Annotated in this window: 22 protein-coding genes; 12 read left to right on the forward strand and 10 right to left on the reverse strand. The window is 50.0% G+C overall.

Annotated elements, in window-relative coordinates; genetic code table 11:
• Positions 1-6: 6 nt before the first annotated feature.
• Positions 7-441, reverse strand: a complete 435-nt coding sequence (locus HJG54_RS18090; protein WP_316430436.1) for a hypothetical protein — start codon at positions 439-441, stop codon at positions 7-9.
• 7 nt (positions 442-448) lie between these two features.
• Complete coding sequence (gene mtnA / locus HJG54_RS18095; protein ID WP_316430437.1) at positions 449-1507, reverse strand: S-methyl-5-thioribose-1-phosphate isomerase; 1059 nt, start codon at positions 1505-1507, stop codon at positions 449-451.
• A 198-nt stretch (positions 1508-1705) separates the two neighbouring features.
• On the opposite strand from mtnA, the gene HJG54_RS18100 reads away from it, so the two are divergent.
• From HJG54_RS18100 to aroC, 6 genes are all read left to right on the forward strand, one after another.
• On the forward strand, positions 1706-2503 hold the full coding sequence (locus HJG54_RS18100) for a class I SAM-dependent methyltransferase (RefSeq protein WP_316430439.1): 798 nt from the start codon (positions 1706-1708) through the stop codon (positions 2501-2503).
• Positions 2504-2554: 51 nt separating this feature from the next.
• On the forward strand, positions 2555-3343 hold the full coding sequence (locus HJG54_RS18105) for a hypothetical protein (RefSeq protein WP_316430441.1): 789 nt from the start codon (positions 2555-2557) through the stop codon (positions 3341-3343).
• 42 nt (positions 3344-3385) lie between these two features.
• Positions 3386-4267 carry an alpha/beta fold hydrolase gene (locus HJG54_RS18110; RefSeq protein WP_316430443.1) on the forward strand — a complete coding sequence of 294 codons (882 nt, stop codon included), beginning with the start codon at positions 3386-3388 and terminating at the stop codon, positions 4265-4267.
• Between the two features lie 570 nt (positions 4268-4837).
• The gene (gene psbA / locus HJG54_RS18115) at positions 4838-5920 is read left to right on the forward strand and encodes a photosystem II q(b) protein (protein ID WP_316430445.1); all 1083 of its coding nucleotides are present in this window, start codon (positions 4838-4840) and stop codon (positions 5918-5920) included.
• Between the two features lie 277 nt (positions 5921-6197).
• The gene (locus HJG54_RS18120; RefSeq protein WP_316430446.1) at positions 6198-6608 is read left to right on the forward strand and encodes a bactofilin family protein; all 411 of its coding nucleotides are present in this window, start codon (positions 6198-6200) and stop codon (positions 6606-6608) included.
• Between the two features lie 49 nt (positions 6609-6657).
• The gene (gene aroC, locus HJG54_RS18125; protein WP_316430447.1) at positions 6658-7746 is read left to right on the forward strand and encodes a chorismate synthase; all 1089 of its coding nucleotides are present in this window, start codon (positions 6658-6660) and stop codon (positions 7744-7746) included.
• 61 nt (positions 7747-7807) lie between these two features.
• Here the strand turns inward: aroC and HJG54_RS18130 are convergent, their stop codons facing one another.
• Together HJG54_RS18130 and HJG54_RS18135 are read right to left on the reverse strand one after the other, a co-directional pair.
• Positions 7808-8584, reverse strand: a complete 777-nt coding sequence (locus tag HJG54_RS18130; RefSeq protein WP_316430448.1) for an RNA polymerase sigma factor SigF — start codon at positions 8582-8584, stop codon at positions 7808-7810.
• Positions 8585-9147: 563 nt separating this feature from the next.
• Positions 9148-9972: a photosystem II manganese-stabilizing polypeptide gene (locus HJG54_RS18135; RefSeq protein ID WP_316430450.1), complete on the reverse strand. Its 825-nt coding sequence runs from the start codon at positions 9970-9972 to the stop codon at positions 9148-9150.
• A 425-nt stretch (positions 9973-10397) separates the two neighbouring features.
• On the opposite strand from HJG54_RS18135, the gene HJG54_RS18140 reads away from it, so the two are divergent.
• Positions 10398-10727 carry a hypothetical protein gene (locus HJG54_RS18140; protein ID WP_316430451.1) on the forward strand — a complete coding sequence of 110 codons (330 nt, stop codon included), beginning with the start codon at positions 10398-10400 and terminating at the stop codon, positions 10725-10727.
• A gap of 131 nt (positions 10728-10858) precedes the next feature.
• Entirely contained in the window at positions 10859-11470 is a 612-nt protein-coding gene (gene clpP / locus HJG54_RS18145; protein ID WP_035997205.1) for an ATP-dependent Clp endopeptidase proteolytic subunit ClpP, read from the forward strand.
• A gap of 113 nt (positions 11471-11583) precedes the next feature.
• On the opposite strand, the gene HJG54_RS18150 is transcribed toward clpP, so the two are convergent.
• Positions 11584-12591 carry a hypothetical protein gene (locus HJG54_RS18150; RefSeq protein ID WP_316430452.1) on the reverse strand — a complete coding sequence of 336 codons (1008 nt, stop codon included), beginning with the start codon at positions 12589-12591 and terminating at the stop codon, positions 11584-11586.
• Positions 12592-13004: 413 nt separating this feature from the next.
• On the opposite strand from HJG54_RS18150, the gene HJG54_RS18155 reads away from it, so the two are divergent.
• Positions 13005-13808: a TerC family protein gene (locus HJG54_RS18155; protein ID WP_316430453.1), complete on the forward strand. Its 804-nt coding sequence runs from the start codon at positions 13005-13007 to the stop codon at positions 13806-13808.
• A 67-nt stretch (positions 13809-13875) separates the two neighbouring features.
• On the opposite strand, the gene ndk is transcribed toward HJG54_RS18155, so the two are convergent.
• Together ndk and HJG54_RS18165 are read right to left on the reverse strand one after the other, a co-directional pair.
• Complete coding sequence (gene ndk / locus HJG54_RS18160; RefSeq protein ID WP_316430454.1) at positions 13876-14325, reverse strand: nucleoside-diphosphate kinase; 450 nt, start codon at positions 14323-14325, stop codon at positions 13876-13878.
• A gap of 209 nt (positions 14326-14534) precedes the next feature.
• On the reverse strand, positions 14535-14984 hold the full coding sequence (locus HJG54_RS18165; protein WP_316430456.1) for a hypothetical protein: 450 nt from the start codon (positions 14982-14984) through the stop codon (positions 14535-14537).
• Positions 14985-15349: 365 nt separating this feature from the next.
• On the opposite strand from HJG54_RS18165, the gene HJG54_RS18170 reads away from it, so the two are divergent.
• Positions 15350-15586, forward strand: coding sequence for a hypothetical protein (locus HJG54_RS18170; protein WP_035997218.1), 237 nt, complete (start codon positions 15350-15352; stop codon positions 15584-15586).
• A gap of 78 nt (positions 15587-15664) precedes the next feature.
• On the opposite strand, the gene HJG54_RS18175 is transcribed toward HJG54_RS18170, so the two are convergent.
• Complete coding sequence (locus HJG54_RS18175; RefSeq protein ID WP_316430458.1) at positions 15665-16642, reverse strand: glycosyltransferase family 2 protein; 978 nt, start codon at positions 16640-16642, stop codon at positions 15665-15667.
• Between the two features lie 7 nt (positions 16643-16649).
• A complete protein-coding gene (locus HJG54_RS18180; protein WP_051924775.1) occupies positions 16650-17654 on the reverse strand; it encodes a LysR family transcriptional regulator in 1005 nt (334 codons plus the stop codon).
• Positions 17655-18190: 536 nt separating this feature from the next.
• Between HJG54_RS18180 and HJG54_RS18185 the strand changes: the two genes are divergently transcribed.
• Positions 18191-18592 (forward strand): fasciclin domain-containing protein, encoded by a 402-nt coding sequence (locus HJG54_RS18185; RefSeq protein ID WP_316430460.1) that lies wholly within the window; start codon positions 18191-18193, stop codon positions 18590-18592.
• Positions 18593-18606: 14 nt separating this feature from the next.
• Here HJG54_RS18185 and HJG54_RS18190 read toward each other — a convergent pair whose 3' ends face one another.
• Positions 18607-19362: a HEAT repeat domain-containing protein gene (locus HJG54_RS18190; RefSeq protein ID WP_316430461.1), complete on the reverse strand. Its 756-nt coding sequence runs from the start codon at positions 19360-19362 to the stop codon at positions 18607-18609.
• Between the two features lie 225 nt (positions 19363-19587).
• On the opposite strand from HJG54_RS18190, the gene HJG54_RS18195 reads away from it, so the two are divergent.
• Positions 19588-21591 carry a DICT sensory domain-containing protein gene (locus HJG54_RS18195; RefSeq protein WP_316430462.1) on the forward strand — a complete coding sequence of 668 codons (2004 nt, stop codon included), beginning with the start codon at positions 19588-19590 and terminating at the stop codon, positions 21589-21591.
• Positions 21592-21596 lie beyond the last annotated feature (5 nt).

The following is a 21596-nucleotide window of genomic DNA, read 5'->3' on the forward strand; positions in this document are numbered from 1 at the left end:
CCAGTGTCACCCCAACACTTTTTTAAGATTGCGAATCGTAATGGCCCGACTGGCAATTGTGGCCTGCTGATCTTCCAGTTGAACAAAAATGCGGCCCGAAAACCACTTGCTCAGGAACGAGCGCTGATAAATTCGCACGTTTTCTTCTTCGGCCACTAGTTCATAGCCCAACTGGCTCAGGGTCGATTCCAGTTCGTTGAGAAATTTTTTAGGACTTTGCACCGGCACGGCAAAACTAATCGTGCGGTTAAAGTAAGTACCGAGCAGACCCGCTAATAGTCCTCCCAATGCCCCAACTCGCTGCGGTAGGCCAGTATCAATTCCAATACTGAGCGCTCGTGAGGTAACAAATGTTAGAACGACCGCCGTACTCGTGAAATAGTAGAGGAAGGTCGTGGCGATGCCTGGACCAAACTCGATCGAGGATTTCTCGTCACTCATGCCATTCTCATACCACTTGCTTGGTTTGCAGGGGCAGCAATTCTTCGGGCTTCATGGCTCCATGCTCGGTGATGATCGCAGTAATCAAATGAGCTGGCGTGACATCAAACGCGGGATTATAGAATTCTGTCTCAGGAGGGCAAATTAGCGTGTTGCCAATCTGGTAGATCTCTGCCGGATCGCGCTCTTCGATGGGAATTTCTTTGCCGGTCGCCAGCTTAAAGTCAATCGTAGATAGGGGAGCCGCGACGAAAAAGGGAATCTGGTGCGCCTTAGCCACTAACGCCAAGCTGTAGGTGCCAATTTTATTAGCCGTATCGCCATTGGCCGCAATCCGATCCGCTCCCACAATCACCGCGTCGATCATGCCTTGCCTCATGCAATGGGCTGCCATGCTATCGGTAATCAGCGTCACGGGAATACCCTCCTGCACACACTCCCAAGCCGTTAACTTCGCTCCCTGCAGGCGGGGCCGGGTTTCATCGGCATAGAGCCGCTCCAATCGTTCTGCTTGCCAAGCCGAGCGTACCACACCCAACGATGTACCATAGCCAGCGGTTGCCAGTGCGCCTGCATTGCAGTGGGTAAGCAGCCGTAAACGGGCCGGAGACGAGGGCAGCACCTTTAACCCTTCTGCCCCAATCGCTTCGCAAGTCGCAATATCTTCGGCATTGATCGCCTGGGCCGTTTGCAGCAACACTTCTTTGATGTAATCCACGTTGCCAACAGTTTGTCGTGCCGTTTTCAGCATCCGCTCGATCGCCCAGAACAGGTTCACTGCCGTTGGCCGCGTTTCCCGCAGTTTCTGAGCAACGGTTTCGAGCTGGGTTAAGAACTGATCGCGACTGCTGGTTTCAATCTCTCTAGCTCCCAAGTACATGCCATAGGCAGCAGCCACACCAATTGCCGGTGCGCCTCGCACAATCATCGTTTTGATGGCGGTTGCCATATCATCACAGCGGCTAATTTCCACAATTTCGTAGCTGGTGGGTAGCTGGTTCTGGTTGATCAGCCGAACGTGATCTTGGTACCAAAAAACGGGAAAAACCTGAGAAGAAAAAGACATGGTGGGGGTGGGGAATGTTCTACAAACAGCGTTCAGTGTCTACACTATATGCCGCTGACGGACCGCTTGTCACATTCTCTTTGATTTGATCGCGTTCGCTAATTCTCGGCCAGAATTCTGCTCAAAAACTGCCGCCGTAGAAAGGGCGTATGCTAACGTCAGCAGAGCACGTCTTTAATAAGAGTTGTGTCCTTCATCATGTCGAATCCCATCTCCAATTTGCCGCCACTACACACGCAGGAGCCGCTCAGCCGCTTCTCGAATCGGGCTGACGATTATGCCAAATACCGACCCAGCTATCCACCAGCCGCTATTGACGCGATTTTGGCGGGATTGGGTGAGCCAAAAAATTTACGAGTAGCCGACATCGGAGCCGGAACCGGAATTTCCAGCCGTCTCGTGGCCGACCGGGGTGCAAGCGTTTGGGCAATTGAGCCAAATTCGACGATGCGCGAGGCTGCCGCCCGCCATGATCGGGTCCAGTTCCATGCGGGTACTGCCGAGCAAACTGAACTACCATCCCATTCTGTAGCGCTAGTGCTGTGCTGTCAGTCGTTTCATTGGTTTGAGCCAAATGCCGCCCTGGCCGAATTTCATCGCATCCTTCAACCCGGCGGACGAGTTGCCCTAATGTGGAACGACCGCGATCAGAATGATGAATTCACCAATCAGTACACTGAAGCGATTCGCAAAGCCACAGATCCAGACTATTTTGAACGCATCGACCGCAAAGCGTCTGATGCTAAAGAACTCCAGCAGAGCGAGTTATTTGAGAACTTTACGAGCCACAAATTTGCCAATTTCCATACACTCAATCAGGCTGGATTAATCGGTATTGCCCTGAGCGCCTCCTATATTCCTAAATCGGGTCCAGCTCACAGCCAGTTGATTGCTGATTTGCAACAGTTATATGCCACCTGGACACAAGACACCCCAAACAAGCGAGTTCAACTGGCCTACCAAACTGATCTTTTCCTTGCCAATTCCCGCCCTTAGGCAGCTTAGTAGAAAGAGTGATAGAAAGCGGCATGGTGTAGGAGCGATCACGTGGTGAGCAGATACGGCAAAATTCGAGACAGCATAATCATTGGGCTAGGAATCTTAGTGAGTTACTATGCTCCGGTTGTCGCAATCCCACCGCTACCGACGAATCTGGCCGATTCTTCTGGCGACAGAGCAAAATCTAGAGAAGTAGCTAGAGAAGTAGCTAGAGATCCCCAATCTGCCTCTATTGAGCCTGCCTCTGTTGATCTAGATCCAGCCCTGGTTGAAGACAGTCCCGTTCTACAACGCTGGCTCGAAACGGTGCCTGATGTGCTCTCAGAAATTCGTCAGGAGCCTAGCTTCCGGACTCGTTTGCGTCTGGGGTATTCTCAGTTTCCGGCTAATCAGCAGGCCGCTGGCGTGAATCTGGGAATTGAAGACGCATTTTTGGGGCGCACGGGTCTCACGGTCAGTGGAGATTATCAGGGAACTTTCAACGGAGAACGCCAAGCTTACGGAGCCGACCTCCAGTACTACGTATTGCCCCTTGGCAATGCTATTAATGTGGCACCCGTTGTGGGCTATCGTCGAATTGAAACGGATCGCGACACAACCAGCGGGATTCGAGTCGGAGCACGTCTCCGCATCGTCCCGTCACGCAGCGGAGCAGCCGACATTACTCTGACTCAGAGCTGGGTCGCCCCCGGCACCGATGAAGAAGTTGGGATCAGTACCCTTTCCTTTGGCTATGCCCTGACTCACCAGCTACGCATCTCCACCGATCTGGAAAAGCAAAATGCATCTGTTCGCAAGGATAGCCGAGTCGGGATTGTCCTAGAGTGGATGCTGTGAGGAGCAGTTGCTCTCAGTAATCGGTTTGAAGGAGATGCAGTGATGTTGCAGTTCCATCCTCCTGGATTCGGGCAGCAGGTGATTAGAACATCCTTGGGCGTGATGGTCTATTACACGCAAACTAGTTCACCCTGGTTGGATGGTGCTTCTCAACCAGCATCGCCCTTAGTATTTCTGCACAGTTTGGGCGGTGGCTCTTCCGCCTATGAATGGTCCAAAGTCTATCCTGCTTTTGCTACAACCTATCGCATCATTGCTCCCGATCTAATCGGTTGGGGTCAATCAACCCATCCCCAGCGAGACTACCGGGTTGATGACTACCTGCAGATCTTTACAGAACTCCTGGAGTGGATTGGTGAACCGGTCCCCGTGGTTGCCTCTTCACTGACGGCTGGCCTACTGATTCGCTTGGCTACCCAACGCCCCGATCTGTTTAGCCTGTTGTTTCTGGTTGCTCCAGCTGGCTATGCCGATTTCGGTGCTGATTATGGGCAAAACTTGGCTGCCCATATTGCGAGTACTCCAGGTGTGGATCGCTTCATCTACAGTCTGGGAGCTGCCAACGAGTTGGCTGTACAGAACTTTCTGGCGCAATTCTTGTTTGCCGAGCCATCACGGGTAACTCCAGAAATGGTCGCCGCCTACCTGACCTCTGCCCAGCAGCTCAATGCTGAATATGCTGCTCTGGCATCGCTTCGGGGCGATCTCTGCTTTGATCTGGCGCGTTACGTACCGCAACTGCAAGTTCCAACCGTTTTTGTTTGGGGTGAACAATCTCGCTTCAGTAGCCCTGTCACCGGCCAGCGATTAGCCAGCTTGAATTCAACCATCAAACAAGTTCAGCCCATTCAGCAGGCTGGCGTCCTTGCCCATCTTGAGCGCCCCAGTGCAGTAGTCAGTGCTCTCAGACAGGCACTTTGCTAAGCGTTTCTCATCGTTACCTGCCATCTGAGAGAAGAATTAAGAGAAATGTATTATTAACTTTTCTAAATAATTCTATGAGTATTTGCTCAATAAACAAAATTGAGTTTTTAGTTTAGGTTTCCGCTGAAGTTCTCTCATGGAAATAGTTCTGGAAATATAGCCTCTGAAATTATATTAAGTTTTATATATAAAATATTCTGAAATTATATATTTTTATTTCTTTTTGATACGAAATATTTGGATTAAAACCTCTTTTTTAAACAAAATTGTTCAATTTTCTCGCTAAATTGATTAGACAAAAATCGAGGAGAAAACCTTCATGAATCGCAGCTTTAAGTCATATGGGACAAAGCTTACGCGCAATACGTGCTAAATTTAATAGCGGCAGAAGATATTAAGAAAACAATATTTGTTTCGCACCCAAAAATAACTCAATAAAACTTCATTAAGTATGATTAAAAAAATTCGGATTCGCTTAGAAAAATTTGCGGAATTCCCATAAGATATACGACATGCAAGGTTTTACTTGCTTCATACATCTTCTATCGTTTTGTAACGAAAGCAATCATTATGACTACCACTTTCCAAAGACGCGACAGCGTTTCAGCTTGGGAGCGGTTCTGTAACTGGGTTACTAGCACCAACAACCGACTGTACGTCGGCTGGTTCGGCGTGCTAATGATCCCCACCCTCTTGACTGCTACCATCTGCTTCATCATCGCCTTCATCGCCGCCCCTCCGGTAGACATCGATGGCATCCGCGAACCCGTGGCTGGCTCCTTGATGTATGGCAACAACATCATCTCCGGCGCTGTGGTACCCAGCAGCAATGCGATTGGTCTGCACCTGTATCCCATCTGGGAAGCCGCTTCGCTGGATGAGTGGCTCTACAACGGCGGTCCTTACCAGCTCGTCGTGTTCCACTTCCTGATTGGCATCTTTGCCTACATGGGTCGTCAATGGGAGTTGAGCTACCGCTTGGGCATGCGGCCTTGGATCTGCGTGGCCTACTCGGCTCCTTTGGCAGCAGCTACTTCCGTATTCCTGATCTACCCGATTGGACAAGGGTCCTTCTCGGATGGCATGCCTCTGGGCATCAGCGGCACCTTCAACTTCATGTTCGTGTTCCAGGCAGAGCACAACATTCTGATGCACCCGTTCCACATGCTGGGTGTGGCTGGTGTGTTCGGTGGTTCGCTGTTCTCGGCGATGCACGGTAGCTTGGTGACGTCGTCGCTGGTGCGTGAGACGACCGAGACCGAGTCGCAGAACTATGGTTACAAGTTTGGTCAAGAAGAAGAGACCTACAACATCGTGGCAGCGCACGGCTACTTTGGGCGGTTGATCTTCCAATATGCCAGCTTCAACAACAGCCGCAGCTTGCACTTCTTCTTGGGAGCGTGGCCGGTAGTGGGCATCTGGTTCACGGCGCTGGGCATCAGCACGATGGCGTTCAACCTGAATGGGTTCAACTTCAACCAGAGTGTGTTGGACAGCCAGGGGCGAGTGGTGAACACGTGGGCGGATGTGCTGAACCGTGCGAACCTGGGGATGGAAGTGATGCATGAGCGGAATGCGCACAACTTCCCGTTGGATTTGGCAGCAGGTGAAGCGACTCCGGTAGCCCTGACCGCTCCTGCTATCAATGGCTAATTAGCTAAAAACTTGAACTAGGTTTCTTAGCTCTAGTCGAGGCGACCTCAACCATGGGGTCGCTTTTTGTATGACCACAGCAGTGACAGTTCGGAACGAATGCAATGATTGTCTACTGCGGTGTAGACTCCAGGAATTGCTTCCTTGTAAACTTCACACTAGGAATTCATCCGGCTCCCTCTCTGGGATAGCCGTGGATAACTGGCCTGGATGGCGAACAAATTCGAGCAAAATACTAACTACCGAACTTCGCTAGACTCATCACCCAAGATTGATCATGTTTAAACGCAGCCAAGGTCGCACCCTCACCTACCTAAGTGCCACTAGCGAGATTCAGGGCACTCTCAATGTAGAAGGCAATTTGCGCATCGATGGAATTGTGCACGGAACGGTTGAAGTTAGAGGCGATTTAGAGGTCGCTAAAACTGGACTCGTGGAAGGCCCAGAACTGAAAGCTCACAACATTGTGGTGCATGGCGTGATCAAGGCGCGTATCGTGGCAGAAGGGCAGCTGATTTTAACCCGAACGGCTCGGCTAGAAGGGGATATTACGGCTCGCTCAGTAGATATTGAAGCAGGTGCCCATTACGTCGGCCATATTGCTACCCCTGAAGTCAAAGCATTGCCAGCTCCTAGCCCATATCCAGAATTAATCGGTGTTGAGGAACAGCGACTGCCTACTCCGTGATGGCTATCGACAAGGTAAAATAGGTTTCCTTGGCAAGTAGCGCAAGATTATGGGCAATACGTTTGGTCAGCTATTTCGAGTCACGACATTTGGCGAGTCTCATGGCGGTGGAGTCGGTGTAATCATTGATGGCTGTCCTCCACGGTTAGAGATCTCACCGGAAGAGATTCAGTTTGAGCTGGATCGGCGGCGTCCAGGGCAAAGCAAAATTACCACACCTCGCAGAGAAGCTGACCAGTGTGAGATCCTGTCAGGTTTGTTCGAAGGAAAAACCCTGGGAACCCCAATTGCGATCTTGGTACGGAACAAGGATGCCCGGTCGCAAGACTACGATGAAATGGCCCAGAAGTACCGTCCTTCCCATGCAGATGCAACCTACGACGCTAAGTATGGTATCCGCAATTGGCAGGGCGGCGGGCGGTCTTCAGCTCGTGAAACAATTGGTCGGGTTGCCGCAGGTGCGATTGCTAAAAAGATTCTCCAGCAGGCCGCCGGGGTTGAGATTATTGGCTACGTCAAGCGCATTAAAGACCTGGAAGGCGTTGTTGATCCAGATACGGTAACGCTGGAACAGGTCGAGAGCAACATTGTTCGCTGTCCAGATGGAGAATGCGCCGAGCAGATGATCGAGTTGATTGAGCAAATTGGGCGCAGCGGGGATTCGGTTGGAGGTGTGGTGGAATGCGTAGCCCGCCGCCTGCCGAAAGGGTTGGGAATGCCGGTCTTTGACAAACTGGAGGCCGATCTAGCCAAAGGCGTGATGTCCTTGCCCGCTAGCAAAGGGTTTGAGATTGGCTCTGGGTTTGCTGGAACCTTGCTGACCGGCAGCGAGCACAACGACGAGTTTTACATCGACGAGCAAGGGCAGATTCGCACCTCCACCAACCGATCCGGTGGAGTTCAAGGTGGCATTTCAAATGGCGAAAACCTAATCCTGCGGGTGGCCTTCAAACCAACGGCGACTATCCGCAAAGAGCAACGAACCGTCACAAGCACTGGAGAAGAAACTGTCCTAGCGGCGAAAGGCCGTCATGACCCCTGTGTGTTGCCACGAGCCGTGCCAATGGTGGAGGCGATGGTGGCATTGGTGCTTTGCGATCATCTGCTGCGGCATCATGGTCAGTGTGAGTTGTTGTAGCCCGTTCTGGCCTATGCTGACGACCCATCCTAAACTGTACATCTCAAAAAATACATCCCAATTAGCTGCTGGATCCTACCATGATTTTCTTCAGCAGCTTTAGTCCACTTTTAACTCGACGAGACACGGTAACTGCACTGATGCCTAACCGTTCCGCCGTCTCTTTCTGAGTTAGGTCGTATAGAAAAACAAATTCTAGTACTTCTCGCGTTCGTTTCTCTAGCTGCACTAAGGCTTGCTGAAGACGAATTCGATCCTCTTGCGCCAGTTGAAAACTTTGATAGCGATTGTCGGGAACCAAATCGGCCAACGACGCTGAACTGTCATCGTCTTCATGCATGGGGGCATCTAAACTAAGCGGTGCCCGGTTACGAAAGGCCAGTTTAATTTCCTGCCATTCAGCCACTGAGATTTCCAACGCTGCTGCGATTTCCTGATCGGTTGGCTGACGGTTAAGCTGGACTTGTAGCTGGCGAGTCAGCATGGTGGCCTGATGCTGCAACGTTTGCCATCGGCGAGGAATACGAACCGGTGAGCCTTTGTCGCGCAGATAGTGCTGAATCTCACCGCGAATGTAGGGAATGGCAAATGAACTAAAGGCGTGACCCTTAGCAATGTCAAACCGTTCAATCGCCCGAATTAACCCCATGCAGCCTACTTGCAGCAAATCCTCGTAGCTTTCAGTACATTGGTTGACCCAATGGTGAGCTTCTTTTCGTACCAAGCCGAGATTGAGCTGCACTAGTCGATTGCGAAGCTCTGCCGAAGGAAATTGATAATATTCCCGCAACAGTTCCAGGCTTTCGCTTTTGAGTTCATTAGCGGCTGAAGTGTGCATGACGAAATTCGGGTAGATGAAGCAAGATAGAATGGCTCACTAAAATTGCGTAACATTTCAAACGGTGCTGCATCGGTTAGATTGCTTAAATCGAATTTGGGCCGCCCATCAGTAGGCTAGTGGATAAAAAACAAACTGCGGCTTTTATGCCCCCTATCCGACTGACCTGCGTTCGACTTGGAAAGTCAAAGCTAGCAACTCGTGAGACTAACGCAATAAAGCAAAGAGTTCAGGATTTGTATTGCCAACGTATTCCGTCTGCCGAAGTATCAACAACTGCATATTCACTGAATCCCAGATTAGGGCTTCCAAGATTTCTGAGGTAAAGCACGGACTAAAAATTTACCAATATTTCACATCATGTTTGGAAAATATTATATGAGGGTAGAAATTTAGCTAATTGGTAATCAAAATTGACAATTAAAGTTGACAAAATAAAAAAGTTGGCAAGACAAAAAAAGAGGGATGATGAGATCCCTCTCTGCAATGCTTATCTAAGCAGTTTCAAACCAAACATGCCTAGAAAATGGCAATTCTACTGATCATCTCTCAGCAGGTTTGAGTTAGGAAGGCTCAACACGAGCGTAAAACAAACCCCGGATTTTCACGTCAACCGGCGCTTTACTTCCCATGTCGGTATCCGAAGGCTGAATGCTCTCAAACGTACCTGCAAGCTCACCCGTGGTGCTATTGACTTTAGCAACCTGTAGCGAAATCCGCCCTGTGCCTGTATCAAATCGCTTCAAGTTTTCCTTCAGGATTTCCTCGCTATCGGCACGCGACGGTAGAGCAACCGCATTATCATAGCCAGCAGTCAAACCACGCCCCTTCGGATCTAAGAAGTTGGAAGTGCGGTAGGAAGGCACTCTGAATTCACCCTCAAAGTCAGTAGAGGTGTTGATGCCTTCAAAGCCCGGTAGGGTCTTAGCAACTAGATCCTTAACGGTAAACAGGAAAGGCACCAGTTCACCATTGGGCAGCTTCACGGTGATTGGCTGGAAGTCAAACCCTTCTTCTTCAATGAACGTCAAGCTACCATCCGCATTAAACTCCAATTTACCTTTCACTTGATCCAGCGAAGACGTTTTGCGAGTCATAGGCTTCCCAGCAATGAATTCAGCCTCTCGCCGTTTATTGGTCGATTCTTCCTTCACAAAGTAATTGGTTGGCTCCAAGCATAGATCTTTCAGAACATAGGTTTCGCCTCGTTCTAGAGGAATGGAGCCTCGTCGAGTGTCCTCCAATTGAGGGCAAGTGTTAGCTAAGCCTGTTCCCCGCACTTGTTCATAGGTGAGTGCAGTGGTTGCATTTGCTGGGCCTTCACTGCAAGCGGTCAGCAGACCAAAACAAAGAGCTAGAAAGGCAACAATTAAAGCGCGATACCTCATGGTCAACCTCTAGTATCTAATGTAAAAACCCTACCAGTGTCATGTTATAAAGTGTCGATCTGGCAAGCTGGAAAACTAGCGTCCCAACATGCCAGTGGGTCATGCTGCAAGCTTTAGGCCAGCCTTGACGACTAAACTCAGCTACCACAACAATGAGCCTTTTGTTTACTTAGGCGCATTAACCTAGCGAATCTTCAGCCTTCTCGCATCGAACTCGATTAAGCCCTAAGTCAACCTTGCTCCAGTAAACCTTGCTCGAATGTCAGCGCGGCATGGCTCAATGATGACTCCATACTGAATTCTACAAGACCTTGTTGCTCTTTTATCTCGATTCGCCAATTCCATATCCCAGATGACAGTTGACTTGGACGTTACCCTAAAGAATGAGCAATGAACGATCACTTGTGAGGAGCGCAATAGACAGCATGGATGAAGCGGTAGGACTAGACTCGACAAAATTTAAGGCAGACTTGGAAGCAATTGCTACTTTGGTTCAAATGGTTGCCCAGCAGCATCAGGGGCAAAGTACAGAGCTGCTAGCAATTCTGCGATTGTTAGAACAACTGCATCAGGAAATTCGGGACAGTCTTTTTCAGGAGTCATTACCTGATAATCGGCAAGCGCTTTATGCTCTGTTGCGCGATATTGAGACAAGTGGAGGATGGCCTTATATTCATCGAATGAAGCTGCAAGCATTTCTCTCTTATTTGTCTGAGCAGTCTGCTGTCGAATCACCTGCTGTTGAATCAGATTGATGAGGCATCACCGCAATCAGGATGTTCATCCGCAAAACACAAACCAACATCAGGATCGGATATCCCACCAAACCTAAACCCGGAAATCGCTAAAATTGAAGAACTTAAGGGAAATACAGAGAGAAGACTGCATGATTCCTACCGTTATTGAACAATCGGGACGTGGCGAAAGAGCGTTCGACATCTATTCCCGCTTACTGCGCGAACGCATCATCTTTTTATCAGAAGCGGTCGATTTTGATATGGCCAACCGGATTGTGGCGCAGATGCTGTTTTTGGAAGCCGAGGATCCAGAAAAGGATATTTATCTCTACATCAATTCACCCGGTGGCGTGATTACGGCAGGGTTGGGCATTTACGATACGATGAATCACATTCGTCCCGATGTTTGCACCGTCTGCTATGGATTGGCGGCAAGTATGGGAGCCTTTCTGCTCAGTGCGGGGGCCAAGGGCAAACGAATGAGCCTGCCCCATTCTCGCATCATGATTCACCAACCGTCAGGTGGAGCACAGGGTCAAGCAGCCGATATCGAAATTCAAGCGCGGGAGATTCTCTATCTCAAGCGGCAGCTGAATGAAAGTTTAGCCAAACACACAGGTCAACCCTTAGAGCGCATTGAGCGTGACACGGACCGTGACTTTTTCATGTCAGCTCAAGAAGCGATGGAGTACGGTTTGATCGATCAGGTAATTGACCGCAGCTCGGTTGGAAGTCGCCCCGAGATGGCCGCTGCCAAGTAGTTGGCAACTAGCTGGTCGCAAATGGTTCTAGATATGTAGGGGGCAGCATGAGCGGCCCCTTTTTTGTCTTTTGCTGTTATTCCTGAGAATCGAGTGTGTTAGAACAAAACCGACTAGAAGGGAGTCTGCAACGGTGACGGTTGCCCCTCCAGATAGTGCAGAAAATCGAGCAGTTCGGCATCATCTAGTTCTTGGCGTGACCGTTTGCCATAGGTGCGTTTGAGGTATTCCCGGCCTTGCTCCGTGCTCCAACCCAACCGTTTCATTTCAATTCCGATTTTCATGATTTCTTCAGAACGGTCTGAGGTATTCTGCGGCGGTGGCACTGGCGGTAGCTCAAAGGCGTCTGATTTACGCTTGCTCGACTTTTCAGTCTTAGCTGCACGAGGGGTACCTGTAGTTTTGATCTCATCCCCTCCAGTTACGGTATTGGTTGCTTTAGCAGCAAACTGATTTGCATGAATCTCGGCCAGCTCATTGTCAGCCATAGCTGCTGAAGAACGAACTGGGCTGGTAGAAGACATTAGGCTGGCCAGTTCTGAATGGCGAGAGAAGTAGCCTTGGTCACCAGTTGTGATTTCGCCAGAATAAGGCACTTCTTCTGTCAAACTATCTAGCGGTGGGGCGACAGAAGCCGGTTTCGCAACTTTTTCGACTGGCTGAATCTCGTGGCTCGCATCGTGTTCTGCTGATAAAGGTTCTGCCGATAAAGGTTCTGCCGATAAAGATTCTGCCGATAAGGCAAGGTTGGCCTTACCCAACTTAGCCTCCTGAGGTTGGTGAAGCTGATCAACCGACTGGGTTTGAGTAGATGCTGTACTCTTTGGCGAATTAGCATCTAGCGGCAAAGGCAGAAAAGAGCTGGAGACCGGAGGCAATGCACTAGCGCTCGTCCCCAAGCCGATCGCCTCTAAAGCTCTGAGTTTGGCCCGATCCTCGGCTGACTCAATCTCAGGAGCCGCGGCCATGCCAGTTGCCAGCGTCGTACCTGCTAATTGCACTAGGGCGCGAACCACGTAGTGTCCTTCGTGAATGGTCAGCAGTTCAGCGCAGAGACACCCCATCGGGTAGCGCGACTGAAACTGGTTCAAGAGCGTTGAGAGGAGGGATAAGCTTGGCATTGCAGCAAATACCTGTGTAGGAGTCACTTATTCTAGCTTGACAGATTTAAAAAATCTTGTCCTAGACAAAGAATTAGTTGGTTTGCAGCGCCGTCTTAGTAGAGCCAGTTCTTCTACTCTCGGCTACATGACTGGGCAATTTAGGAGCGGTTTGGGCAATATTTTAGAGCAACTCTGTCGTGTAAGAACGGTAACCCCTATCAGCACACCTGAGATTTTAAGCTTGATTAAACGTTAAGCTGAGGTAGAGTGGTAGTCCTTAACCACTTGCTCCTAGTGATTGACTGAGCTAACTGACTTTTCGCCCTCTGAGCTGTTTGACTCGATGGACAAATTGCTTAAAATTGCAGCAATCCAGTTAGAGTCTATCGATTTTTGAATTTGTTGAATTACTACCAAAGTACGGCTAATTGATGCTAGATCAACTACTAGACTACTCCCCCAATGTTGGAACTGACACGCTGATTCTACTGCCGGTCTTGATTGCGCTGGAAGCAATTTTGTCAGCCGACAACGCCATTGCCCTAGCGGCGATTGCTCAAGGACTGGAAGGACAGAAGTTGCAAAGCCGTGCTCTAAACATTGGGTTAATTGCCGCCTTCGCTTTACGAGTGCTGTTGATCTTAACGGCTACTTGGGTGTTACGGTTCTGGCAATTCGAGCTATTGGGTGCTGTTTATTTACTCTGGCTTGTCTTCCAGTACTTCACTTCCAATGATGAAGCAGACGGCGAAGTTCACCATCACGGGCCGCGTTTTGCCTCACTTTGGCAAGCCATTCCGATGATCGCCATTACCGATCTGGCCTTCTCATTAGATAGCGTGACGACAGCAATCGCGGTTTCCAGGGAAACTTGGCTGGTTTTAACCGGTGGTTTAATCGGCGTGATTACGCTGCGATTTATGGCTGGTTTATTTATTCGTTGGCTAGACGAGTTTGTGCATCTAGAGGATGCTGGGTTTCTCACTGTTGCTCTAGTTGGGTTACGTTTACTGGCACGAGTCGTAGTTCCAGATTTTGTGCCACCAGAGTGGTTGATGATTTCGGCAATCGGGCTGTTGTTTGCTTGGGGATTTTCTAAGCGTAAGGAAGAAAAAAACCTGCCGCAGAGCGAAGCTGCAACAGGAGTAGAATCTGAGCCAGTTGAAATTGAAAGCGAACATTCCCTTCAGAAAGACTCCGATCTTTCGTCTGAAACTGTGAAGACGAAGAGTTGAAAAGAGGCAACAAAGCACGGACTGTGGCTCCTATGCGGCTCAACTAGCTTCGCAGCCTGTTGGGAACTTACTCATAAAGCCAAGGAGTAATGGTAGGCTGCCAGCCCACTAATTCCTCGTCTTTAAACCACAGCTTGATTTCCTGCTGGGCAGTTTCTGGAGCATCAGAACCGTGGATTAGATTGCGTCCCACACTGACGCCATAGTCTCCACGAATTGTCCCAGGCTCAGCATTTAGGGGATTGGTTGCTCCGATCAATTTACGGGCAGAAGCAATGACGCCATCCCCTTCCCAGACCATCGCAACCAGCGGGCCTGAAGTAATGAACTCTACTAACCCCGCAAAGAAGGGACGTTCTTTATGCACTGCATAGTGCTGCTCGGCCAATTCACGGTTTGCCTGCATCAGCTTTAGGCCCACCAGGGTAAACCCCTTTGCTTCAAAGCGGCGAATGATTTCGCCAACGATTCCCCGCTGTACACCATCCGGTTTGATTGCAATGAATGTCCGTTCCAAGGGTAACTCCTAGTTGTTGTGACTAATGCGTCCAAACCTCAGATTACCTTAAGCTGGGTTCACCGGAGAAGCTTTGGACTAGAAGCTAGCAGAGAGGCATTGCTGAGACGACGGCTGGTTCTACTTCGACTAACTGAAAATTCCTCTTGTTCATAGATGGGGGGAACTTAAATCTGGATTCCCCCGTTCAGTGACTCTACAAATTGCCCCTAACCTTTCTTAATTTCGCGCGCCATTGCTCGGAACATATCCATACTGGAATCAGCGCTACGCCGTTCCGAATTAGGGGCTGCCGATGGAGTAGGCGATGAGGTGGTGGTTGCTCCAGCCGAATCAGCAGTTGGTTGCGTTGGTGCTGGGCTTACCCCTAAGCGCTCCGCTTCCATGGCCGAAATGTTCCGCACCAGCTCATTATCTTCCCCAACCTTCGCTTTAGGAAAAGTACGGCGCACTGATTTAGAGGAGCGCATGTAATCAAGATTTCCCAGTGTTTTAGCCGAATCCGCATCTAGATAGAAGGCATTGCCAGCATTAGTTCTAGGAGCAGGATTGCGCACAGGTTGCTTAGGTGCCGCCTGCGCTTTTTCAAGATTAGATTCGGCGTTGATTGTTTCCGAACTCGGCTTTGAACCAAATAGCTTACCGATGAATCCCAGCATTCGCTTCTCCAGAGGAAATGTAGTTTTATTTCATTATGCTAAGAATTCTTAAATTTAATCAATCTACTTCGAAAGATAGGTGCGGTCCTGGGTTGCCTGACTAGATTTACTTTCAAGTCTCAAAGAAAAACTCTTCAGCATAGAGCAAGACCAATGTAAGCCATTGAAATTTTAAAGAGTGCAAAAAGATCCGAATTTTATCGGTCTGGAAGGGTAGAACAAGAACAGTGGACTCAGGCGAGCAATCCGTGCATCTACAGTGCTGTTCCGAGTATTGTTCCAGCATGAAGATTGCTCCCAACCTATAGCCAGTCCGTCTGTACAACTTGAGCTGTGCAACTTGAGTAAAGTGAGGTTATCGAGCTGTGGTTAAAGCGATTACAAGCACTACGTTGGTGCCAGAATCCCTGCAAAAGACTCTAGATGAACTAGTGATGCAATTAGGCGACCGGAAGAACGAGGTTGTAGATTTGCTCAGCGATGAACAACCCTCTAAGAGTCGATTGGTGGATCTGTCGTACACCCAATGCATCTGGTGGGAAGGCTGTTACTACTGCCAGGATGAGGCAAAGCAATGGCATCGGATCAAGTGTTTCATCTAGTTCAGCCTCGTCGCTCAGCCCCATAGCTCAGGCCCATCTGACCAGGGCCACTGAGCCAAGAAAACGCTCTAGGGCGCTCTAATTTACGCGCCCTACAACCCACTGCATCAAGCCTTGCCATTCCGGGGAACGGGCTAACGTTTCAGCATCAAACTCGTGGCCCCAGTTTTTTGAAAAGGCCGTGAAGCCGTCAGCCCAATGCACGATGGTTTCTAGGGGCGGATAAGGCGAATACTGCCAAGAGCGCTGCAAGTACTCCACCATTTCAGTGGGGTGATCGGTGTAGTGCAAATACCAGGCAATCCACACCAGCGTGTTGTAGCGCGTTTGATTTTCTAACCAGCGAATATGCTCCGGCAGGTTGGGTTGGGCAAAAAAATGGTCAATGACGGCAGCGAGGGATTTGGCTTGCGGTAGGCCCTTATGCATAGCGCTGGATTCATGCTGCCGGTAGTTCACTGTGACTTGGGGCAACCACGTCGCCTGACAGCCTAATAAGGCTAGCCGCAGCACCAATTCCGTATCTTCAGCCGGAGGAAAACGTGGATCAAACCCACCGGCTTGCTCCAGCCAGTAGCGGCGAAACAGCATGGCGCTTGGCAACACCGGCTTCCATCTAAGCCAACTCTCTAGCGTTAATTCAGGCACCTGATGCCACGGTTCTACAACCATCAGCAGCCGACCTTGACTATCAACTCGCTGCCAGCCGCTGTGAATCATGCCCAACTCTGGGTTAGCGTGGGCTAACTCGAGCTGAGCCTCTAGCTTGTGCGGTAACAGCACATCATCCGCATCTAAAAAGGCAACCCACTCGCCTTGAGCCAGACGAATGCCATGATTACGGGCTAATGCCACGCCTTGATTTTGCTGCTGTACGGCTCGCACTCGGTCTCCATAAGACTGCAGAACCCCAGCCGTATCGTCGGTTGAACCGTCATCAATGACGATAATTTCAAAATCTTGATAGGTCTGAGCCAAAACGCTATCAATCGCTTCTGGCAGGTAACGCGCGCAATTGTAGGTGGGAATGATCACACTCACCTGCGGTTGGCTCATGAACCTATCATCCTTGCATTACAACGTCTTTTTGCTCCTCTGGCAATTCTAGTGATGGCAACTCATCTTTCAATTCCCGGTATTTAGCCCAGTCGGAAACGCCAGCAAACCCACCAGAGAGCTTTTCTGCCGCGTCGCAGAGGTATTCCAAGAACGTATTGGCAACGACAGAAAGTTGTTTGCCAGCTAGATGCACCACATACCACTGCCGGGAAATGGGAAAGCCTTCCACATCTAGAATGGTCAGATCACTGTTGGCGGCTTCTGGCATCAGCGTATGACGAGATAGCACCGATAAACCCAATCCGCCTGCCACGGCCTGCTTGATGGCCTCATTGCTACCCAGTTCTAATCGTACCTTCACACTCAGCTTTTGTGCATCCAAAAGTTTTTGAAACGCACCACGGGTACCCGAACCAGGTTCACGCATAATGAAGGACTCTTCAGCCAATCGCTTCAGGGAAATCTGTTTTTCTCCAGCTAAAGGATGATCAAGTGGGGCCACAACAACCAGAGGGTTTTCCAAGAATGGGCGAGACTTGATGTCCATGTTGTCCGGCAACTGGCTCATCACGTACAGGTCATCCTGGTTGTTATTCAGGCGGTCAATCACCCGCTCGTGGTTCGTGACGGTGAGGGACACATCAATCCCAGGGTAGCGCTGGCAAAACGGCCCCAGCAAACGCGGCATGAAGTATTTTGTGGTTGTAATCACCGCTAGCCGCAGTTTGCCTTGCTTCATCCCTTTGAGATCGGCAACGGTCATTTCAAGCTGGTCTAACCGCTGGAAGATTTCTTGACAGGTTGAATATAGCTCGCGTCCGGCATCGGTCAGATAAAGCCGTTTACCGACTTGCTCAAACAGAGACAGGCCGATGGCTTTTGTCAACTGCTTTACCTGCATCGACACCGTTGGCTGGGTCAAAAACAATTCTTCGGCAGCTCTAGTGAAGCTACCATGACGGGCAGTTGCCTCGAAAACTTTTAGCTGGTGCAAGGTCGCGTGAATCAACGGCCTATTCTCCTTTATTTATTCAATGGACAGGGGATTTAACAAAAACCGGTGAGCCAGATCAGATATTCAGGAACTGGCCCAACTTGAACAAGGTCATTTCAGGCAATGAAATGCAATGAGGTGATCGCAACAATCAGTTGAACAAAATAAGGGAAATCTATATTTTATTAAGCTTATTGAACAAAGTTGCCGGGTTAACCCTCAGCTCTGTATATCTAGCCCTGCCAGTCCTACCCATTTCTCAGATAGGGATTCTCAGCCGGGATGGTTAATTAATAGAATCAAGTCTATCACAGATATCAGAACTAGAGATTTTCATCTATATTATTCGGGGATATGATATGGTTAATGGCAACTACATGAGTTCCCTTCCAGTAAGCGTTGCATAGAATTTAGAGAAGTTGTGTTGGGTTCAGGTAGCACCTAAATTCCCAATTCCTGCATCAGTCGGTAGTAACAACGGCTTGCACCAGCGCAATTTTTCTCTATGCAGCGCTTTTTTTGCAGTTTAGGTAGAGTATCGACTGAAATCTATGGCTGATATTGTAGATATTGCGGTAGGTGCAGGATCCTTCACAACTTTGGTCACGGCTGTTCAAGCAGCTGGGTTGGTAGAAACCCTAAAATGTCCAGGCCCGTTCACTGTTTTTGCTCCCAATGATGAGGCATTTGCCAAGCTACCCCCAGGTACCGTTACCACCCTGGTGCAGAACATTCCTCAGCTGACTCGCATCCTCACTTTTCATGTGGTAGCAGGCAAGTTGATGAAGGAGGATTTGGCCAAGCTAGGTACGGTCACTTCGATTGAAGGGTCGCCTATTCCTATCAACTGCAAAGATAGCTTCGAGGTGAAAAACGCGACGGTAGTGGCAGCCGATATTGAGGCCGACAACGGTGTAATTCATGTGATTGATCGGGTGATTTTGATGGGGTGAAGCGCTCGCGTCTTCTATTGCCACCCTTCTAGTTCTAGCTCCTCAATTACTTGCAGTCCTCGGGTATCACCCACCTTCAGGACTGCTGTTTTAGCATCTTCTCGCACGCCCATTTCCGGATCTTCGGCAAACGCTTCGATCAAGGCATCAATAGCTGTGGCATAAACCACATTAGAAGGCAGTTCCCGGCAGAGTTGACCAATCGACCAGGCACAATTGCTGCGAACCGCCGCCACTGGATCGCGCCTCAGCCCTTCAATCAGGGGTGGAAGCGTTGAAATAATTACGTCGTAGCTAACATCGGCCATTTGTGCCAAGGCACTTGCAGCCCACAACCGCACGGCAGAAATATCGGTCCTGAGAGCATCGGTCAATGGTTCCAAGCAGCGTCGATCGCGACAGTTGCCCAATGCCCAGACAATGCCTTTGCGGACATAGCCGTTCCAATCGCGCTGAAGTTGGGCGATCAGCGGCTCAACTGCCGTTGAACTAGGGTTACGCCCCAGCCCATAGGCCGCACTCACCCGCACGAGGGGACAAGGATCGGTCAATAGAGCAATCAGACGGGGGATGGCCCGGGCATCCTCCAATTCACAAAAGGCTCGAGCAGCTAACATGCGCTGCTGATTCTGGGGAGATTCTAGCCACGCCAGCATCACATCCGGATCGGGCGTAGCGGCTTCGGTTGGATCGTCGTCTAGCCCTACCTGATCTAGCGGATCCAGCTCGATCTCCGCTTCTAGTACTGTTAGGTCGTCGTCATCGTACATATTGTCACTTTACAGCAAAGTATTCGCTTCAGTTGGGATGGGATAAATTGAAGTCGCGCTCATTTTGAACAAAACTATATAGTGGAGAGTGAACCCGATAGATCTAAATCCAGTAATAACTGGCCTCTCGATTGATTTTGAATCTACCCTTTGAGAACAAGGACATGCGACATCACGTCCGGCGGTGATTTAACTATTATTCTTTGGTGCTGAGACAAACCATCGATGAGCATTCAAACTTCCGTACTGGAAGAGTTACTGCAAAGCTCACCCCAGTTGCGACCCCAACTTTATTTCAAATCTTCTCTCACAGCGCTTTCCCATGCGATGGAAGATCAGGTTTTGGCGGGTGGGTCCCAGCCTCCTCTAATTATTGCCAGCTTCCAGCGCGAGCGCTTCTATCGTCAGGAAGCTCATCGCTATGAGCGGATCGCTGCTATTACTCCCCACGTTTATGTCCTAGCAGCACCAGAAACTAGTTTTACCAATGCTTCTCGCGAATACGAGACGATTGCGTTTGAGCCGGACGATCAGCTTAGCCAGGAGTGGCATCTAGTCGTAATTGGCCAGCAGTACTCAACCTGTTTAATTTGTCACGAACGGCAGGCCGCAGACAGCAAGCAAGATGCGGCTCACGTTTTGCCAATGATGGACCAGACTCGTCGCTTTGAGGGTATCTGGACCTTTGATCGGCAGGTGAGTTGTCGGGCGGCGGAAATCTTGCTGGATCGAATCTTCGTTTATCGTCCCGAACTAGCCGCCAAAATTAAGCAAGCTAAGGCGGAGTTTTTATCTGATCAGTCTGGAGGCGTGCGGGACATCGATCCGGATCCGTTTGCCCAGCGGCTGGTCACCTATTTACAAGCCGGACAATACAAGCTGCAAAAAGCTTACCGCTCAATTGCGGCAAAAGAGCAGCAAGAACGTCTGATTAACCTGATCACCTCGGCGATTCGTCAGTCCCTCGACCCGAACGAAATCTTCAAAGTGGCGGTCGAAGAGTTGGGGCAGGCGATGCAGGTATGCCGCTGCTTAATCTATCGCTGCAAAGCTTCGGACCCAGAGACAACGATTATGCACGAGTTTCGCTCGGATGCAGGTCTGCCGTCTTTGCTGGGACAAACTTGGCCATTACAGAATCATGTGTTATTTCAGGCAGTTGCCGAACGACGAGAACCAATTAGCATTCCGGATACGAGTCAATCGGCAGAGATTAACCTCTCGCCGCTCAAAGCTCGGATTGAACAGTGGCAGATTCGTTCTTGGCTAATGGTGCCGGTGATCTACCAAGGGCGATTGCTGGGAGCGGTTGAGCTACATCACTGTCAAGCTGATCCTCACAATTGGTCGCCGGGTGAGATCGATATGGTGGAAGCGGTTGCGACTCAGTTGGGGGTGGCCCTGATTCAAGCCGAGTCCTATGCCAATCTAGAAGACCTAAATCAGCAGCTTGAAGCCCTAGAACGAACCCGCAGTAACCTGATTGCGATTACCGGCCACGAACTCCGCACACCCCTTTCCACGATCCAAGTTTGCCTGGAGAGCCTCTCTAGCGAACCCGACATGCCGCCAGAATTGCGTCAGGTGATGCTAAACACGGCCCTCACCGATGCCGAACGGATGCGAAAACTGATCCAGGACTTTATTACCCTTTCGCGGTTAGAGAGCGGTCGAGTCGAGTGGCATTTAGAGCCAATTGCGCTCGATGAATGTGTAAATCTAGCCGTCAGCAGCATCCGCACCCGTCAAACCGATGGTGCCTTACCTCACATTAGCGCTCAGGTACCGAGTGAACTACCCCCTGTGCGGGCAGACGGTGAGCGAGTAGTAGAAGTATTATCCAAGCTATTGGACAATGCCTGCAAATTCACCCAACCCGAAGGCGAAGTGGTGATTGAAGCAAAACCCAACGGCGGCAAAATGCTAGAAGTGACGATAACTGATACAGGTCGCGGCATTGAACCGAACCGGCTAGAGACAGTCTTTGATCGCTTTTATCAAGAAGAAGGAGCTTTACGACGCACCGCAGGCGGTACCGGCTTGGGGTTGGCCATCTGCCGGCAAATCGTCAAGGGCTTGGGCGGCCAGATTTGGGCTGAGTCAGATGGTCGAGACAAAGGCAGCAAATTCCACTTCACCCTACCAATCGCCCAAGACCCTAATCCTCCCGCCAACAATGGTGCCAAAAAACCACCGCGAGGCCGGTTGAAGCGAGCCACTTTAAGTTGACTCTA

The sequence above is a fragment of the Leptolyngbya sp. NK1-12 genome, assembly GCF_032598965.1.
Classification (GTDB): domain Bacteria; phylum Cyanobacteriota; class Cyanobacteriia; order Elainellales; family Elainellaceae; genus Elainella.

Bases quoted from the DNA above. Each gene is read 5' to 3' on its own strand.
- HJG54_RS18190 (WP_316430461.1), bottom strand. From the start codon at position 19,362: ATGTACGATGACGACGACCTAACAGTACTAGAAGCGGAGATCGAGCTG.
- HJG54_RS18140 (WP_316430451.1), top strand. From the start codon at position 10,398: ATGGATGAAGCGGTAGGACTAGACTCGACAAAATTTAAGGCAGACTTG.
- HJG54_RS18195 (WP_316430462.1), top strand. From the start codon at position 19,588: ATGAGCATTCAAACTTCCGTACTGGAAGAGTTACTGCAAAGCTCACCC.
- clpP (WP_035997205.1), top strand. From the start codon at position 10,859: ATGATTCCTACCGTTATTGAACAATCGGGACGTGGCGAAAGAGCGTTC.
- HJG54_RS18185 (WP_316430460.1), top strand. From the start codon at position 18,191: ATGGCTGATATTGTAGATATTGCGGTAGGTGCAGGATCCTTCACAACT.
- HJG54_RS18090 (WP_316430436.1), bottom strand. From the start codon at position 441: ATGAGTGACGAGAAATCCTCGATCGAGTTTGGTCCAGGCATCGCCACG.
- HJG54_RS18110 (WP_316430443.1), top strand. From the start codon at position 3,386: ATGTTGCAGTTCCATCCTCCTGGATTCGGGCAGCAGGTGATTAGAACA.
- aroC (WP_316430447.1), top strand. From the start codon at position 6,658: ATGGGCAATACGTTTGGTCAGCTATTTCGAGTCACGACATTTGGCGAG.
- HJG54_RS18135 (WP_316430450.1), bottom strand. From the start codon at position 9,972: ATGAGGTATCGCGCTTTAATTGTTGCCTTTCTAGCTCTTTGTTTTGGT.
- HJG54_RS18155 (WP_316430453.1), top strand. From the start codon at position 13,005: ATGCTAGATCAACTACTAGACTACTCCCCCAATGTTGGAACTGACACG.
- HJG54_RS18165 (WP_316430456.1), bottom strand. From the start codon at position 14,984: ATGCTGGGATTCATCGGTAAGCTATTTGGTTCAAAGCCGAGTTCGGAA.
- mtnA (WP_316430437.1), bottom strand. From the start codon at position 1,507: ATGTCTTTTTCTTCTCAGGTTTTTCCCGTTTTTTGGTACCAAGATCAC.
- HJG54_RS18175 (WP_316430458.1), bottom strand. From the start codon at position 16,642: ATGAGCCAACCGCAGGTGAGTGTGATCATTCCCACCTACAATTGCGCG.
- psbA (WP_316430445.1), top strand. From the start codon at position 4,838: ATGACTACCACTTTCCAAAGACGCGACAGCGTTTCAGCTTGGGAGCGG.
- HJG54_RS18130 (WP_316430448.1), bottom strand. From the start codon at position 8,584: ATGCACACTTCAGCCGCTAATGAACTCAAAAGCGAAAGCCTGGAACTG.
- HJG54_RS18150 (WP_316430452.1), bottom strand. From the start codon at position 12,591: ATGCCAAGCTTATCCCTCCTCTCAACGCTCTTGAACCAGTTTCAGTCG.
- HJG54_RS18120 (WP_316430446.1), top strand. From the start codon at position 6,198: ATGTTTAAACGCAGCCAAGGTCGCACCCTCACCTACCTAAGTGCCACT.
- HJG54_RS18100 (WP_316430439.1), top strand. From the start codon at position 1,706: ATGTCGAATCCCATCTCCAATTTGCCGCCACTACACACGCAGGAGCCG.